The sequence below is a fragment of the Streptomyces sp. 2323.1 genome (genome assembly GCF_900221035.1).
In the GTDB taxonomy this organism is placed as follows: domain Bacteria; phylum Actinomycetota; class Actinomycetes; order Streptomycetales; family Streptomycetaceae; genus Streptomyces; species Streptomyces sioyaensis.
Window position 1 is genome coordinate 1,985,802 of record NZ_LT907981.1, and the last position, 16,141, is coordinate 2,001,942.

9 protein-coding genes are annotated in these 16,141 nt (G+C 69.3%); 2 read left to right on the forward strand and 7 right to left on the reverse strand.

Going from position 1 to position 16,141, the window contains the following annotated elements; all coding sequences use genetic code 11:
- Positions 1-56: 56 nt before the first annotated feature.
- The 5 genes from drmC to CPH93_RS07980 form a co-directional block, all read right to left on the reverse strand.
- Positions 57-818, reverse strand: coding sequence for a DISARM system phospholipase D-like protein DrmC (gene drmC / locus CPH93_RS07960; RefSeq protein ID WP_096212412.1), 762 nt, complete (start codon positions 816-818; stop codon positions 57-59).
- Positions 815-2,728: a DUF1998 domain-containing protein gene (gene drmB / locus CPH93_RS07965; protein WP_096212413.1), complete on the reverse strand. Its 1,914-nt coding sequence runs from the start codon at positions 2,726-2,728 to the stop codon at positions 815-817. Before drmB ends, drmC begins: the two co-directional genes overlap by 4 nt.
- A gap of 2 nt (positions 2,729-2,730) precedes the next feature.
- Positions 2,731-6,591, reverse strand: a complete 3,861-nt coding sequence (gene drmA, locus CPH93_RS07970; protein WP_096212414.1) for a DISARM system helicase DrmA — start codon at positions 6,589-6,591, stop codon at positions 2,731-2,733.
- A gap of 320 nt (positions 6,592-6,911) precedes the next feature.
- Complete coding sequence (locus CPH93_RS07975) at positions 6,912-7,118, reverse strand: DUF397 domain-containing protein (protein WP_096212415.1); 207 nt, start codon at positions 7,116-7,118, stop codon at positions 6,912-6,914.
- On the reverse strand, positions 7,024-7,941 hold the full coding sequence (locus CPH93_RS07980; RefSeq protein WP_107470870.1) for a helix-turn-helix domain-containing protein: 918 nt from the start codon (positions 7,939-7,941) through the stop codon (positions 7,024-7,026). The genes CPH93_RS07975 and CPH93_RS07980 overlap by 95 nt, the downstream gene beginning before the upstream one ends.
- A gap of 110 nt (positions 7,942-8,051) precedes the next feature.
- Between CPH93_RS07980 and CPH93_RS07985 the strand changes: the two genes are divergently transcribed.
- Complete coding sequence (locus CPH93_RS07985) at positions 8,052-8,282, forward strand: hypothetical protein (RefSeq protein WP_096212416.1); 231 nt, start codon at positions 8,052-8,054, stop codon at positions 8,280-8,282.
- A 130-nt stretch (positions 8,283-8,412) separates the two neighbouring features.
- Positions 8,413-8,610 (forward strand): hypothetical protein, encoded by a 198-nt coding sequence (locus CPH93_RS07990; protein WP_096212417.1) that lies wholly within the window; start codon positions 8,413-8,415, stop codon positions 8,608-8,610.
- A gap of 21 nt (positions 8,611-8,631) precedes the next feature.
- On the opposite strand, the gene CPH93_RS07995 is transcribed toward CPH93_RS07990, so the two are convergent.
- On the reverse strand, positions 8,632-12,846 hold the full coding sequence (locus tag CPH93_RS07995) for an Eco57I restriction-modification methylase domain-containing protein (RefSeq protein WP_197708743.1): 4,215 nt from the start codon (positions 12,844-12,846) through the stop codon (positions 8,632-8,634).
- Entirely contained in the window at positions 12,843-16,094 is a 3,252-nt protein-coding gene (drmD, locus tag CPH93_RS08000) for a DISARM system SNF2-like helicase DrmD (RefSeq protein ID WP_096212418.1), read from the reverse strand. Before drmD ends, CPH93_RS07995 begins: the two co-directional genes overlap by 4 nt.
- Between the last annotated feature and the right edge of the window lie 47 nt (positions 16,095-16,141).

Consider the following 16,141-nt stretch of genomic DNA (forward strand, 5'->3'; position numbering starts at 1 on the left):
CCGGTAAGCGGGTCACGACGGCCCCCTCGTGCACCGGTCACGGGGGCAGCCAAGGCTCACCAGAGACGTTCGAGGACTCCTGTGCGCTGGAGCTCCCGCACGTGCTCCGCGGCGCGGATCGGAGCAGGGCCGCCTTTGATCAGTATTCCCGCCTCGATGTTCCGATCCACCCCCGCCTGGGTGAAGTTGGCACTGGTCGTCAGCAAGGTGCGTTGATCAGCCAGTGCCAGTTTCGCGTGGGTCTTGGCTCCGGGCTCCTTCCTGTTGCCCGACGGCCAGTGCCAGATCCGCGCCCCGATGACATCCGTGAAGGCGGATGCCGGCTCGATTTCCGACAGGGCGCTACCGGCGCCCTGGAGGGTCTCGACGACGACGTCCACGCGCACGCCTCTGGCGACGGCTTCTTGTAGCGCCGTCACTAGCGGCTCGTAGCGGCGAGCCGAGTACGTCATCAGCGTCAGTTCCTGCCGTGCCTCCGTGATGAGCCCCAGCAGGGCCCGGCGGGTGGACCGAACCGGTACCCGGTGGGAGGAGGGGCCGCTCCAGACTAGCGAGACCTGCTGCTCCTGGTCCCGCTGCGCACAGCCTGCCACCATTCCGTGCAACGAGGCGGCCGCCGTCTCAGCGGGCAGCCCGTCGACAGCGATGGCTTCCAGCACTGCCGCCGCGGCTTCGTTGAAGCCTAGATCGGAGCGCAGTGCGAGCAGTGAGGTACGGGGCAGGCCCTCGCCGATGCCGTCGGCCAGAGCGGTCAGAGCGCGGACTCCCGAAACGGCTTCCACGTCCGCGGCGGCCTTCAGCAGGCGCGCCCACTTCATTTGAGGTCCGGCAACAGGACAAGGTCCGGGTCACAGACTGGCACGATGAACCTGCGATCCAGGAAGCGGTTGCCCCGCTCGCAGGTTGTCTCCGACACGAAGAGGCACACGTGGCAAGCGGCACCGTGCAGGAAGTCCTCGTGCGGGGGCCGCGGCAGGCGGTCCGCGCACAGGGGGTCGGAAGAGCAGCGCTCGGCATCGCGCAGCGCCCGCCGCACGATCCGCGTGAACCGTTCCGGTTCGGCAAGCGCGACGAGCCCGCCCAGGGTTCCTTCGGCATCGGGTACGGCCGTGTAGATCAGGATGCCAGTGCGCCGGTCGCCGTCCCGGCCCGCGTAGATCCGTTCCGAAAGGCTCGCCGAGGAGTAGCCGCACTCCAGGGAGATCGCCCGGATGAGGAGGTGCGAGAGGGTGTGCAGGGCGATGTAGCGGGCGCCGGGCCAGCCGCGCAGCGGGTCATCGGTGTCCTGCACGCGGCCGGAGTAACGGTTGCGCCGGAACTCCACGTACGCGTCCCGGTGCGCGGCCAGGGCCGCGGAGCCGGCCACGCGCCGTTCCCAGTCCGCAACCAATTCCTCGGACACGCGCAAGAAGATCCCTTCGCCGCGTACCTCGGTGGCCGGCACCCAGGCCGGTGTGCGGCTGCGCGACAGCGGCGCCCGGGCGACGAGCGTGGGGTCCTCGGGGTCGGGGGCGTCGAGCCGGGTGAACCCTATGAGCGCGCGGACCTCGCGCAGCCGGTCCGCCTGGACGATGTGCGAGAACGCGCCGCTCAGCGCGGGCGGTACGGCGACGCTGTTGAGGGCGAAGTCCTCGCTGGGCTCGGGGAGCTGGGGGCTGGTGAAGATCTCCCACTCAGGGGAGTGGAGATCAGGGTATGCGGCTGCCTCCTTCGGGGCCGCCGCATCGTCGACCGACGCCCGGTGCGCCGAAATGGCCTCGAAGACCTCGGCCTGGGTCCACTGGTGCAACGGCTTGAACTGCGGCAGGTCCCACAGGGCGTCGAGGATCTCCGGCAGGACCGCCTTCCTGAGGTGCTCCCACAGCTGCTCGACCTTGCCCTGCAGTGCGCTTCCACCGGTCGGGGGAACGGCCAGCACGCTCAGAGTCTGCGCGAACCACTGGTTCGAGGCGCCGATGACCAGGGGCTTGGGCCTGAGCTTGCAGCCGGCCGGGTCGAAGGTCGACAGGTGGGGGTGGCGGCCGCGGCAGCGCGGCAGCGTCATCTCGCCGCGCTGGCCCATCGCGTCACGGATGTTGCGGTCTTTCCCGCAGTTGACGCACTTGACCTTCACGTTGGCCGCCTGATTGCCGCCGTGGTCCAGCATCTGGAGCCTGGGGTGGCTGACCTCCGTGCATGGCCCGCCGCGGTGCACGAAGGAGGCGTACGGGAAGTCGTCGAGGTGACCGGCGGGGCACACCAGCACGAAGCGCGCGGCCACGGCGAGCGGGCGCTTGCCCTTGCGCTTGGCCGTGCAGCTCTCGTGGAAGAAGCGTGCCTGGTCGGGGCGGCGCGGCTTGGTGTTCTCGAACTTGAAGATCTTCGAGTCAAGGGCGCCGAGGTCGTTGCACGCGGTGCAGCGCAGCCACTGCGGGAACGGCAGGACGGGTACGCCGACCTTGGCCGCCGGGCCACCGGGATCCGAGTCGGTGCCGTCCATCCACGGCGCCGGCCTCAGCTGGGTCACCTGCGGCCCGTACGGATCCGCGATCAGTCCGTTGACGGCGCGCAGCAGGCGTGGCTCCTTCAGGTCGGCCCACTCGAAGGAGTCGTAGTGCCAGTCGTCGATGCCCCGCACGAGTACGGCGAAGTTGGGCAGGTCGACGAGGGCGCCGACTCCGCCGGTGAACATGAGGTGGCTGGGGCGCACCGAACCGACACGGCGGCGGTGCTGGGCCTTGTCCGTCATGACTACGCCTTCTTCCCGTGCTCGGACGCTGCCGCGGCAGCAGCCTTGGTGTCCAGTACCGCGCCGGTCTCGTCGCCGTCCGGTGAATCCCCGTCCTCCGTGCCGCCCGCTCCCGAGCCGCCGTCGTACGTCCAGTCCGGTGCGCCGCCCGCAATGTCATACAGGCCGCTGCCCGGCACCAGCAGGTTGATCTCGTTCTCCGTCTCGCGCATCGACTGCGCGACCGTCAGCTCGTCCCAGACGGCTCCCGTGGCCCGGTTCAGCAGCCCGGTGAGCTGCTGACCCTGCCAGCAGGCCTCCTCGTAGCCCAGGCGTGCGCTGCCCTGCTTCTTCTGCGCCCAGGCGTCCTTGAGGACCTCGATACGCTCCGCGAGGTAGCCGCGCGCACGCGGCCCGCTCACGGTCTCGGCCCGCGCCAGGAAGCGCTCCGTGACCTGCCGGGCGACCGACCCGTCGAGGTCGATGTCGTAGGCGTCGCCGTTTCGGGAGTGCGGGAGCGTCGCGTTGCGGACGGCCCCGATCCATGCCCCGGCCGTCGTGCGGTCCAGGGAGCGGCGGGCGAACGGGGTCACGGACAGCGCCTCGACCTGCCGGTAGAAGGTGGCGTGGTAGTGGCCGAAGTTCTCGAAGTGGGCCAGATCGCGCGGCCTGGTCCAGTTGTACAACGTGACGACCAGGCCGGGGCGTTCGGCCTCGCGGCCGACGCGGGAGGACGCCTGGATGTACTCGGCGGTGTTCTTCGGCTGACCCACGACCATCATCAGGCCGAAGCGGGGCACGTCGACCCCGACCTGGAGCATGGAGGTCGCAATCACCGCGTCGACGGCGCCGTTGCCCTCGTTCCGCAGCCCGAGCTTCGCCGGGTCCAGGCGCTGCTTGTGCTGTGCCGCCGCCCGCAACTCCGCGACTACAGCCTGCCTGCGGACGGTCGTGTCCGTCTCCTCGTTGAAACCGACGTCCATGCGGGCCAGCACCTCGGTGATGTCCCCGGAGGAGATGCGCGAGGTCAGCTCCTGGACGGACAGCATCTCGGTCGGGCGCAGCAGCCGATTCGACATCCCCTTGCGGGCGCCGTGGATGCGCACCCGGGTCGCGATGTCGTCGTCCAAAAAGCGCCGCATGCCGGCGAGTTCGCGGGTGGCGTTGAAGTAGCCGACCAGCGTCATGTACGGGTCGGCGGGCTTGCCGTGCCGGTCGAACAGGGTCTGGCCGGCCAGCAGGAGGATCTCGGCGACACGGATCTCGGCCTGCTTCATCCGGACGCCGTGGGCGCAGATGCCGAGGTAGCGGCGGCCGGGTGCCTTCGGGGACAGGGGCACCTGCTGCGAGAAGAAGGTGTCGCCGACGTCGATGACCTGGGGCGGGAAGATCGCTGCCTTCCGTGCGAACACACCCTGGATCTGCTCGGCGGCCCGTTTCGTCGTGGCGGTGGAGGCCACGATCTTGGGGCCGACGCGCTGCGGTGATCCGTCGCGGCCGGGCACCTGCCAGCCGCACAGCTCGTCCACGGCCGCCTCGAAGAGGCCGACGGTGGTGCCCAGCGCACCCGAGATCAGATGCAGTTCGTCCTGGATGATCAGGTCCGGCGGTCGCAGCCGGGTCACCACCCGGCTCTTGACCGCCTCGTGCCCCGGCTTGGCCTGGTGCTTCTCAGTGCACTTGGTGCGGGCGTCGAGATCGGGGTGCCGGTAGCCGTGCCGCGGGCAGAGTTCGGAGACCCGGCCGAAGAGCATTCCGGCCTGACCGCGCCAGGGCAGCTGGGCCAGCTTGTCCACGGTGGCGATGAGGAGGCTGGGGGCCAGCCGGTAGATCTCCTCGTCGACGGTGAGGATGGGCAGGCCTTCGTGGCGCGAGCGCCGCTCGGAGAACGGGCAGGCGTTCTTCCCCTCGCCGTTGGCGCAGTAGAGCAGTACGCGGCGCAGGTCGGGGTCCGGATGCAGGTCCCGCTGGGCGCTCAGGGCCGTGCCGCACCAGGGGCAGGCGAGCGTCTGGAGCACCTTGGCGGCACGGCCGTCACCCGCGTCCTTCGCCTCGGCGACCTGCTGCTCGGCTTCCTCATACCGGTTCGGCGATACGGCGCCACCCACCCACAGACCGATCCGGAACGGCGTCTCCCCCCAGCGGTAGTCGCCCCCGTCGTACGCCTCGCGGCGCAGCACCTCCGCCGCGCACACGAGGGCGGCGGCCCGCTGGAACTGCTGCGCGGTCAGCAGCCGCAGTGTGTACCGCATCAGCACGGCGACGCCGGCCTCACCGCTGCGGGCGTCCTCGCCGCTGCCGATGCTCCCCTGGAGCCGGCGGATGGCGAACGTGAAGGCGGCCAGGCCCAGGTACGCCTCGGTCTTGCCACCACCGGTGGGGAAGAACAGCAGGTCGACCACGGCCTCGGGCCCGGCCCCGCGCTCCTGCAGGGCAGGGTCGGCCAGCGCGCGCAGGTTCAGCAGGACGAACGCCAGCTGGAACGGGCGCCACGAGGCGCCGGCCGCCCCCTGCGCGGCGATGCGTTTGCGGGCCTCGTCGAAGCCGATGCCCTCGCGCTCGCGCAGGGCGGCGATGGCCGTGTGACGGCGCTGGAGCGCCATCGCCCGGTTGGCGAAGCGGAAGGCTTCCAGTACTTCGGGGCGGTCCGTGTGGGAGAGCAGGTCCACGCCGAGGGTGATCCGGACGGCCACGTCGCGTGCCCGACGTACGGCGTCGAGCGCGCTGTCCCGCAGGGTGCCGGACAACTGCCCGGCCTCGGCCTCGCGTTCGTCCAGCCAGGCGCTGTAGCCGTCGGCGAGCGGGGCGAGGGCCTCCGTGAGGGCTGCGGGCGGCAGCACGGCGAGCTCGTCCATGGAGAGCTCGAGGCCTTCCAGGTTGCGCGTCTGCTTCCCCGAGGGGGCGATGGTCGCCGGTACTTCGTGCACAGGCAGCCAGGTCGTGGTGAGGGCCCGGGCCTGGCGCTCCCCTTCGCCAACGGTGACGTCGACCGCCACGTTCCGCCCGGCGGCGTGCTTGAGATGGTTGCGGTAGAGGAGCGTGAGGTGGTCCTCCTCAGGATCGGCACCGCCGAGCGGCCCGTGGTTCTCCTCCACCTCGTCGAGCGGGTCGGAGATGGGGAGGAACACCGCGGCTGACCCGTCCGCCGCGGTGACGTGCAGCTCCGTCTGGAATAGCCAGGCCGTGTCCCTGGCCTGCTGGGGTTCGTCCTGCGCATTGACGAGGGCGAGCTCGACCACCCGGGTGGGCCCTGCCGCCCCCTGCCGGTCGCGCACTTCGGCGACCAGGCGCACCCCGGGTGCTTCCGCGTCGTTCGACGTGAGGGGCAGTACCTGATGGGCGGGCCCGTCGAGCCGCAGTGGGTGCGTCTGCTCGACCTGTTCCCGCGTCCAAGTCGAACGGGCAACACCGTCCTCGCCCAGCACCTGCGAACGGTGGTACCGCCCCCAGCGGACCCGCACGGAGACCTCGGCCCCGATGTCGTCTGCGGCCACGGCGAACATCAGGCCCATCGAGGAGGCCCACATCCGGCCCGCATTCTGGGCGGTGAGGCGCTCGGGAAGGCCCTGGTCGCTGCCGTCGCCCTCACCGTCGGAGTCGTCCAGAAGCTGCTCGCTCGCAGACGCGAGGGTGGTGGTCAACGCCCGCTTCGGACCCATCATCCCGACCAGGTAGCGGTCGCGCGGCCCGGCCGCACGGTGGTCGAACTCCTCGTCGGAGCCGCCCCACGGTCCGAGGAGGTCCCGGCTGATCAGCTCACCCAGGTCGTCCCGGACTTCGTACGACGTGGCCGGCACGAGGGTCTGCTCGACCTCGCGGACGCGCTGGAGGAGATCCTCCTCCAGCGATCCGGTGGTGCCTCCCGTGGACTGGCTCGGCGGCATCCGCTTCTCCCCTCTCCCGCCCCCGGCGGACTCCTCGACCTCCTCAGGAGGCCCTTCTCACGAAGCGGCAGTCCTGGCAAGGATCATGACGGTGCGTCATCATGCAGCTCGATGCTAACGGCCGCCTCTGACAAGAGGACAGGACTCGGCGTCGGGATCGCTCCGGCCAGGGCCTGCTCCAGGAATTCGGTGATGTCCCCGGTCCCGTGCAGACCCAGCCGTTCCGAGAGGGCCGTCAACTCCGGCACGGGGGCCATTCGCACCCGTTCCTCTGAAGGGCGCCGCGCGGCACCAGGGCGCGGCGATGCGCACCCCGGTGGCTACGACTGACGCAGGTGTCCGATGAACGCGGTCCAGGCGGGCGCGCCGACGAGGACGACGGGGCCGGCGGGGCGCGTGCTGTCCCGGACGGGGACGACGCCGGGGATGCCGTCAGCGACCTCGACGCAGTCGCCACCCTGCGTGTTGCTGTAACTGGACTTGCGCCAACTTGCTGCGCTGAGAACGGGTCGGAAGTCGGCTATCACAGGGGAGGTCCTCCATCACTGCTTGGATCAGGTCGGCGGACTGGCTGGGTGGGAGCGCCTGGGCCCGCAAGTGATCAAGTGCTAGTGCGTACTCTGCGACCGCCTCATGCGACTCCACAAGTTCGCCGGAGTGAGAGCTCTCCATGTATGCCACACCAGGTCGATTCTGCATCGACAGCACCGTAAGGGAACCGCCCAACAGCGGGTGCTCCCCCTGTGCGAAGGGCAACACCTGCACTGTCACGTGGCCCTGCTCGTCCATGACGCACAGGATGCGCGCGAGTTGTTCACGGAACGTCGCGGTGCCCCCAACAGGCCTACGCAACACCGCTTCGTCAAGGATGGCCCAGAACACTGGAGGGTCTGCCCTGGTAAGCACATCCTGGCGCCTCATCCGTGCTTCGAGCATGCGACCCAGCTGCAACCCCACACTGGGCCTGGCCACGTTCAGCAGCGCTCGCGCGTAGTCCTCTGTCTGGAGCAACCCGGGCACCGTGTGCGCCATGTACTTCTCCACCTTGCGCGCCTGCTGCTCCAGTGCCATGTACGTGCGCGCCCAGTCGGGATGAGGGGTCCGCTTGATGTGGCCCCACAAGTCGACCAGGTCACCATCCGCGTCCAGTAGCACATCCAACTCGGCGTTGACGTCCTCGGGCGGGACCTCCTTGCCCAGCTCGAACTGGGCGATGCGACTGTGCGCAATGGGAATCTTGTCGCCCAGCTGGCGCTGGGCGAGCCCGGCCCGTAACCGGAGCTTGCGCAGTTTCACGCCGTACAGAGCAGGCAGCGAGGCCGACGCGTCAAGTTCCTTCGGTGCGGGCACTGGCGACTCCGTTTTCGTTCCGGCACTCCGAAAACCGTTACCTCTAGTGAGGGTAGTGCTACGCATCCATGCTCGTGGGTGAACAGAGATCTACGAGGAGGAGCGCGGGCATGGGAACGGACAGGCACGGGAGCGCGGTTGAGAAGACCAGGGCGGCGGAGGCGGCGCGAGATGAGTTGCGCGAGGCGCTGGCGGCGGTGGATGTCGTGCTGCCATCGCTCGGGGTCGATCCTGTGTCGCTGACGAGCGAGTACCTGGCGCCGCTGGTGGAGTTGGGGTGCTGTCGCGCGGACGTAGCGTGCAAGCTGGCGGCGGCGGCGCTGAGGAACTCCGCTCCGTGACCGGCCGTTCCCGGACCCGGAGCAGCGAGCCGCCGCACGGCGCGAGGAACTACTGGCCAGGCTCCGCGAGCACAACAAGTGGAGCCTGGCCAGGGCGGCCGCGACCAGGCGAGTCGCTCAGAGCCTGGAAGTGACGGCCGACGGCGTCCAGTGCGGCGACGTACTCGCCGTTGGCGGGATCCCACACCGGGTGGTGAACGTGCGGGAGTTACAAGGAAGCCGGAAGCGGCTGGAGTTCGAGAACGGCAACGTGTACGTCCTCCAGCCGTGGGTGTCGATCACCGTGGTCCGGGAGGGAGGCAGCGTGGCCGTGCGCGATCGGCGCTGAACGACTCCGCCTGCCCCCGCCTCAGAACAGACTCGGCGGCTCCTCAGCCGGAGGCTTCGGCCTCCGGCTGGCAGGTGCCGCCGTCGCCTTCTTCTTGGCACCCTTCTTGTCATGCAGGCCGGCGGCTACTTCGGCGGCGTAGCGCCTCTGGTTCTCTTCGAGAAGCCGGTCGAGGATCTCCTGGCGGACGATGGGGCCGACCGTGTAACGGCGACCTTGTCGAGTGTCATGGAATCCGTGATCGAGCCCACCAGGCTGACTTAGCAGGTCGTCCCAGCCATAAGCCCGGGAAACCTCTTCGTCGATGGTGCGATGGACTTCACGGAGATCGGCGATGTCGGCATCCAGACAAGTCTCATCGTGGACAAGGTTGTACGTCGCCGTAAGGCCGCCTCGGGTCAGCATGACGCCCCGGCGATTGACATCGAGGCGTTCACCCAAAGCGCGGATTGTATCGGTTCGCTCAGGCCGAGGAAAAGGCGCGAAAGCATCCGAGGGCGTAAACCGAACATCACCCTTCAGCGAGGCACACCACTGCACCGTCCATGCATATTGCATTGAGCTCGAATGCACCGCAAGATCAGCAGCGTCGTCGGTCGCAAAGACGACCAGCAGTTGAGACAACACTTGCCCTGTAGGCACAAATACCGGCATCTGAGTGGAGCTGCTCAGGGTAATCGCCAGGACCCGATCCATCCCCGCGATGGCCTCATACAACCCCTTGGAGCTTTCGGCGTATTGCCACCAGCGCTCGCGGCGGGCAGGTCGGGGATTCGTGTCGCGCTCCGGCTTAACCAGCCGCCGAATCTGCTCGTATGCCTCAGGGTACTGTTTAGCCCGCTCCTCACTCCAGTCGTGAAAGTTGATCACCCAGCGGCTAGCTGAACCGTCCGGCCGGGTATTCAAGTCCTGGCCATTTAGGTACGGGAAAAGCACCTCGCGATACCGCTCATCATGCATGATCAATGCCTCGGCATCATCAGACGCCAAGTGGAATCCCATCCCCAGAACATAGGAACCAATAAAGGCGGTACCCCGGTTCTGCACGAGCGAGTAGGCAGGCCCAGATACCCTCGATGCCACATCGAGCGACGACGTGATACCCCTGACTGGCACCCCGTCCGCTAGCCGACGGCCATCCTTTTCGACGACTGCTCTACTAGTCCATACGGCACAATATTCCAGCACGGCACTCCGCGACGGCCATGGCGCACTCTTCACCGACTGGCGCACTTCGACCCCGTCTGCTACAAGCTGATCCAGCCCGACTTCTCGGGTATTTGCTTGCGCCAAAGTGTTCGTCGCAATTAGGCCGGCTTGCCCTCGCTCATTCAACAACTGATGCGCCCGTAGCAGGAAATAAGCCACTAGATCGGCGCTTCCGCGCGCCCCGCGACCACACTCTTGCAGCAAATACTCTCGGTACGCCTCCCCCATCGCGCCGGTGAGCTTCTGACCACCCAGGAATGGCGGGTTCCCTACTATTGCATCGAATCCGCCACGCTCCTCCCATACCTCCGGGAAAACCAGCGGCAAATGGACTGGCTCCCGGTCGAACGCCTCCTCCGGCTGCCCCGTAGCCAGCCACTTCCGCGCCAGCACCTCCGCCCGCCGCAGGTCCAGCTCCGCAGCCACTGCGTCGTCGCCCGCATCGGTCACCGCCTGCGCAGCCGACACCGACTCGAACGACAGCTGATCCTGTTCCGCTTGGCTTCGCCCCGCACCCGCCAGGGCCGCGCCGACCACCAGGTCCGCGAACACGGAGACCTGACGGGCCTCATCCCGTGACGCCGCAAGCATCGCTCGCTTCCGGTCCAGCGCCTCCAGGTCCGTACCCTCAATGTCCGCCAGCTTGCGGCGTTCTTCAGCAACCTCAGCCACCACCCGCCGAACCCCACCCGTGAAGTCGAGCGTGTCCTTGCTCAACTCGCGCCCCCGGACCGGGTCCAGGTGCATCGCCTCAAGCTGCTCCACACTCGTGATGCCGAGCAGCGAGTCGCCCGCCACCAAGCGGTCGTCCAGGAACGTGAACGGCCGCTCGCGGTCCATCGAGACCAGCCACAGCGACAGCTTCGCCATCTCCACGGCCATCGGGTTGATGTCGACGCCGTACAGGCAGTGTTCGATGACCTGGCGCCGGGCCTCCACCATCACCGGGTCCGCCTCGGCGTCCACAGCCGACGCCGACAGCGACTCGGCCGCCGCCAGGTACGCCTTCGCCCGCTCGTCGCCCTCCCGGGACCACGCCTCCACCAGCGCGCCCGCCAGGTATCGGCAGGCGGCTACCAGGAACGCCGCCGAACCCATCGCGATGTCCGCGACCTTGAGCTTGAGGATCTCCTCGGCCTTCTTCGGCTTCCACTGCGACCGGTCCGCCGTCTGGAGCGGGCCGTACTCGTAGACCAGCGGCTCCAGCGCCCCGTCCGCGACCTGCTGGGCCAGGGACTTCGGGGTGTAGTGCGTGCCGGTGTTCTTGCGGAGCGAGGACTCCGTCACGTATAGGGCGCCCGGCCGGATCACCACCGGCAGGTCGCGCAGGTCCCTGCGGATGATGCCGAAGAAGGGAAGCAGGCGGTCCGCCAGCAGGACGTCGTTGTCCGTCGCCGCCAGCAGCTTCGCGCGGGCCTCGCCGCGCTCCGCCTCACTTAGCGGCGCCAGCAGCTTCGTCACCTTCGCGGCGACGCCGAGGCCCGTCGCCTTGTTGTACTCCTCGGACAGGGCCGCGCCCAGCCCCTCGCCCTTCGTCCGGGCCAGCGACTCCAGCCGTGTCAGGAGGACTTCGGCCTCCATCCCAGGCTTTCCGATCAGCCCGACGATCGTGTCCTCGGCCCGGCGGCCCTGGTACGAGAGCAGGCCCTCGTACACGTAGCCGATCTGCTCGACGTCCAACGTGCGGAAGGTCAGCCGCCGTCGTTCCTTCTTCTTACCCGCCCCGATCCAGACGTGCTGGACGGACTGGAGCATGTGGAGCACGGTCCGGTCGTCGATCGGCAGCGGCTCCGTCGGGTCCTCCTCGCCCGTCCCGCGGCCCTCGAGCCACGGGAAGGCGTTCGGGTCGAAGATCGAGCCGTCGTACGCGTGCATCGTCAGCGACGGGTGGTTCACTCCCCCGTACACGGCGTTGAAGAGGGCGATCAGCCGGTGCCAGCCGGCCGTGGTCTCTTCCAGGTCCTCCTCGGTGGTCGCCTTGGCCAGGCCCTCCAGTTCCTTGCACAGGCGACCCGCCGAATAGGCCCGCATGTAAAGGTCGTTGTCGCTCGGCAGCAGCCCCCGCTCCTCCGCGAAGAGCAGGAACACCACCCGCATCATGATCGCGACGGCGCCCCGGTAGACGTCCTGTGCCGGTACGTCGGCGAGTCCGCGACGTCCCTCCGCACGCTCGCCGATGTCGGCTCGGCCGATGGCCTCCACCAGCAGTTCGACGGCCTGACGGACCTGGACGCCGAGGGCGTCCGTCACGTCCTCCTGGTTGTCCAAAGACTCCCGGAGCAGCGGCAGCAGCATCTCGTCGTCCGGGACGGCGAAGAAGCGGCGCCGGTTCAGCAGGGACAGGAAGGCGCGGACGACGACCCGTTCCGCGGGCGAGGGCCAGTCCACGGAGTCGAAGACGGCGGACGTCGTCACCCCGCCACGCGGTGCCCAGACCAGGGCCCACCAGCGGCCGTCCGTGACGAGGCCCAGCTCGGCGCCGTGGTGCCGGCACAGGTGCGCCATCCGGTCGATCGGGGTGGCCGACCAGGCCGAGCCCGCGACGCGCTTCGCCGGGTGCTGCCCGGCCGGCACGGTCATTCCCAGGATCGCGCAATCGGCGACCAGCGCCGCCGCGTCGGCGGCCTCGCTGCCCGGTTCGAGGAGCGCGAACGACGGGGTGATCCGCTCGCCGTCGTGCTCCGGCACGTCCACCGCCAGCGCGTCCGCGAGATCGGCGCCCTCATGCAAGGCGTCGCCCCAGCCCAGTAGTTCGCCGAGGACAAAAGCGGTCCAGTCGTCCTGTCCGGCCGCCGGGTCGGACTGCCAGACCCCGTGCTCGTAGCGGAGGCGGTCGCGCAGCGGCTTGTCCAGCGAGTCGAGCTGTGCCCAGGTTTTCAGGAGGACGGGCAGGGTGAGGAAGGGGCCCGACACGTCGACCAGGCTGAGCCAGTCCAGGTGCTGCTGCTTGCCGTCGGGGGGCAGCGGGGCGCCGCTGCGGGTCCGTCCGCGGCCGGCTCTGGGCCTGCGCGTACTGGTCGTGCTCACTTCACTGCCTCCCGGCGGGGAACGACAAAGACGACGGCGACGGGGAAGAGCAGTGCCTTGGGCTTGGCGTAGCGGGCGGCGATGAGGGCGAGTTCGCGTTCCTTCTCGCTCTCCAGCGCCTTCAGCCTGCGGTCCCAGTTGTCGCGGTCCCACTGCTTCTGCTCGACCTCGTCGAAGTCCAGCTCCAGCTGGCCTTCCGGGTCCTCGCCGGGGACCGCTCCGAGGGCGGCGCGCAGGGAGTCCCGGAACCGGTCGATGTTGGCGGAGATCCGCTCGGACTCGTCGCGGCGTCGGGTCTCCATCCGGCCTTCCAGTGCGGTCTGACGGTTGCGGGCCCGCCACTCCAGCGCGGACACCAGGCCCTCGCCGACGTGCGGCCAGGACTCGCTGAGCCGGGTCTGGAGCAGCGGCGAGGCCGGGGTGGCGCGGGTGAAGGCATCGTCGAGGATCTCGCCGACCGTGGTGAGCTTCTCCAGGCGGCTGAAGCGGGCTGTCCGGCCCGCTTCGGGGTCCCGGAGCCAGCCGCCGGCCTGGAGGATCTCCTCGTGCAGGCGCACGCCGTCCGCGCCGACCAGGACGAACCGGGCGAAGGCACCGACGAAGGTGGTCTCCAGTTCCGGGTGATCGCTGACGACTGCGGCGACCCGGGCGAGGCCCGTGCGGTGCTTGTTCCAGACGGCCGCGCGCAGCAGCCTGGTGGACATGGCCACGAGCGGGTGGCCCAGATGCGCGAGGACGACGTCGTCCCTGTCCTTCACCACGGCAGGGTCGAAGGTCACGGGCCGCCTGATCTCGGGGCGGAGCTTGTCCGCGAGGCCGTGGGTGGCCCGCTCCCAGGACTCGGTGAGGGTGGGGACCTCGTAGAGGCCCTCGGCCGCCTCGCGGTCGTCCAGGGCAGGACGGATGACCTGCTGGCGGGCGAGCGGCAGCGCGGTGGAGACGACCCGGGCGATCCGCTCCGGAGTGATGCCGAGCGTGGTCTTCGCGGCGTCGACCTGTTCCTTGAGACGCAGCGCCTGGGCCTGCGCGTCGCGCTCGGCGGCCACGTTGCCGCCCCGCCTGGCCTTGCGGTTGGCGTACGCCTCCGCGTGTTCGACGTCGAAGTCGGTGCCGAGGTCGCCGGTCATCCGGCGCTGGACCGCGTCGGCGAGGACCGCGTTGACCTTGCCGAGGTCCTCCTGCATGCGGGCGACCTTGACGGCGACGCGGGAGAGGAATTCGAGGTCGGCCTCGTAGGTGTCGGTGGCCTTCTCGTAGCCGCTGCCGATGAAGTGGACGATCTCCGGAGCGGTGAGCTGGCCGTAGCGGTCGACACGGCCGATGCGCTGTTCCAGCTTGTTGGGGTTGAAGGGGATGTCGTAGTTGACCAGACGGTGGCAGTGCCGCTGAAGGTCGATGCCCTCGCTGGCCGCGTCCGTGGCCAGCAGGATGCGTACGTCGTTCTCGGCGGGTTCGGCCTGGAAGGCAAGGCGCAGCCGCTCGCGTTCCTCGGCGTTCATCCCGCCGTGCAGCAGGGCGACGCGGTCGCCGCCGAGGCCGTGATCGCGCAGCAGGTTCTGGAGCCAGATCTGGGTGTCGCGGTACTCGGTGAAGACGACGACGCGCTCGTTGAGCCAGTGCTTGCCGTCGGAGGTCATGCACTGGGCCTTGAGGTACGTGATCAGCTCGCGGGCCTTGGAGTCGGCCTGGGCCTGGTGGCGCTTCGCCCATTCCTGCATCTGCTCCAGCAGGGCGCCTTCGTCGCCGTCGGTGCCGGGCTGGAGGGTGGTGGCGCGTGCGATCGCGTCGTCCTCGGCGTCCGCGAGGGGCTCGTCGTCGTAGTCGGCGTAGTCCTCGAAGAAGGTCTCCTGCCAGTCCTCGACCTCCTCGGCGGCCTGCTGCTTCTTGGTGCGGAGGGTCTCCAGGTAGACGGCGATGGTGCGGGCGAAGGCGTCGGGTGAGGAGAACAGGCGCTTTTTCAGCAGCAGGGTGACCAGGTCGGCGGCCTTGCGGCCGCCCTTGAAGCGGCTGCCCAGCTTGGCGCGGCGCAGCTGGGCGTGCTCCTTGAGGAGGCCGTGGATGCGGCGCTCGCCCTCGGTGTACTCGACGGGCAGGGCGACGGTCTCGCGCTCCAGGAAGCGCCGCTTCCCGTCGGGGTCGCGGATGTCGGACTTCAGGCGCCGGACGACGGTGTCCTTGACCGCTTCCGGGTCGGGTTCCACGCCGCGGGCGAAGCGCTGGCCGTCGATGAGCTCCAGGAGGGCGGTATACGACTCCTGGTAGCCGTTGTGCGGGGTGGCGGACAGGAAGAGTCGGTGCTCGAAGTGCGGGGCGAGGCGACGGATCAGCTTGGTCTGCTGGGAGTCGACCGGGTACAGCTGCTTGGGCGCCGAGGGGGCGACGTGGTGCGCCTCGTCGAGGATGAGCAGGTCGAAGGCGCGCTTGGCGGGGATCACCGCGTCGGCCTGCTGGACGGGCAGCACCTCGGCGAGCAGGCGCTGGGCCTTGGGGCCGCGCAGCCAGGGCAGGCTGACGATGCACTGCGGGTAGATGTTGAAGGGGTTGGCCGCGCTGCCGTGGGTCCGGCGGACCTCCGCGCAGCGGTCCGAGTCGATGACGGTGAAGTCGAGGCCGAACTTCTCGGCCATCTCGTCGCGCCACTTCACGGTGAGGCCGGCCGGGCAGACGATCATGATCTTGTGGGCGCGTTGGCGGAGGATCAGCTCCAGGGCGACGAGACCGGCCTCGATGGTTTTTCCGAGGCCGACGTCGTCCGCGAGGAGCAGGTTCACGCGGGGTGCGGCCACGGCGCGGGAGACGGGTTCGAGCTGGTAGGGCTCGATGGCGACGCCGGAGCGGAAGGGCGCCTGGAGAGTGCGGACGTCCGCGGAGGTCACGGCCGACCAACGGACGGCGTCGAGGAAGGCGGAGAGGCGCTCCGGAGGGTCGAATCCCTGGGCCGTGACGTCGGGGAGCGAGCCGGCGGGGAGCCTGCGGCGGCCGGGCTCGACCTCCCAGATGACGGAGAGCGTGTCGTGGTAGCGGCCGTCCTCGACGCTGTTGAGCGTAACGAGGGTGCCCGCGGCCCTGGCCGGCGCGTCCGTGTCCGCTTCCGTCGTGCCGTGGTCGACGTCCGCCACGACCCAGCGCGTCCCCCGCACCTCGACCAGGTCGCTGTTCTCCGGGACGGCCGTGCTGTCCAGTTCGTCGGCACGTCGGCGGACCGACCTCTGCGCCACACCCGCCAGGTCGGTGGTCGGCGTCGTCATCGGCTTTCCGCCCCTCTGCATGCCCGCCCCGGGCGATTCACGTCAAA

Excerpts from the sequence above, each read along its gene's own strand:
- drmC (WP_096212412.1), bottom strand. The coding sequence starts at position 818 with ATGAAGTGGGCGCGCCTGCTGAAGGCCGCCGCGGACGTGGAAGCCGTT.
- drmB (WP_096212413.1), bottom strand. The coding sequence starts at position 2,728 with ATGACGGACAAGGCCCAGCACCGCCGCCGTGTCGGTTCGGTGCGCCCC.
- drmA (WP_096212414.1), bottom strand. The coding sequence starts at position 6,591 with ATGCCGCCGAGCCAGTCCACGGGAGGCACCACCGGATCGCTGGAGGAG.
- CPH93_RS07985 (WP_096212416.1), top strand. The coding sequence starts at position 8,052 with ATGGGAACGGACAGGCACGGGAGCGCGGTTGAGAAGACCAGGGCGGCG.
- drmD (WP_096212418.1), bottom strand. The coding sequence starts at position 16,094 with ATGACGACGCCGACCACCGACCTGGCGGGTGTGGCGCAGAGGTCGGTC.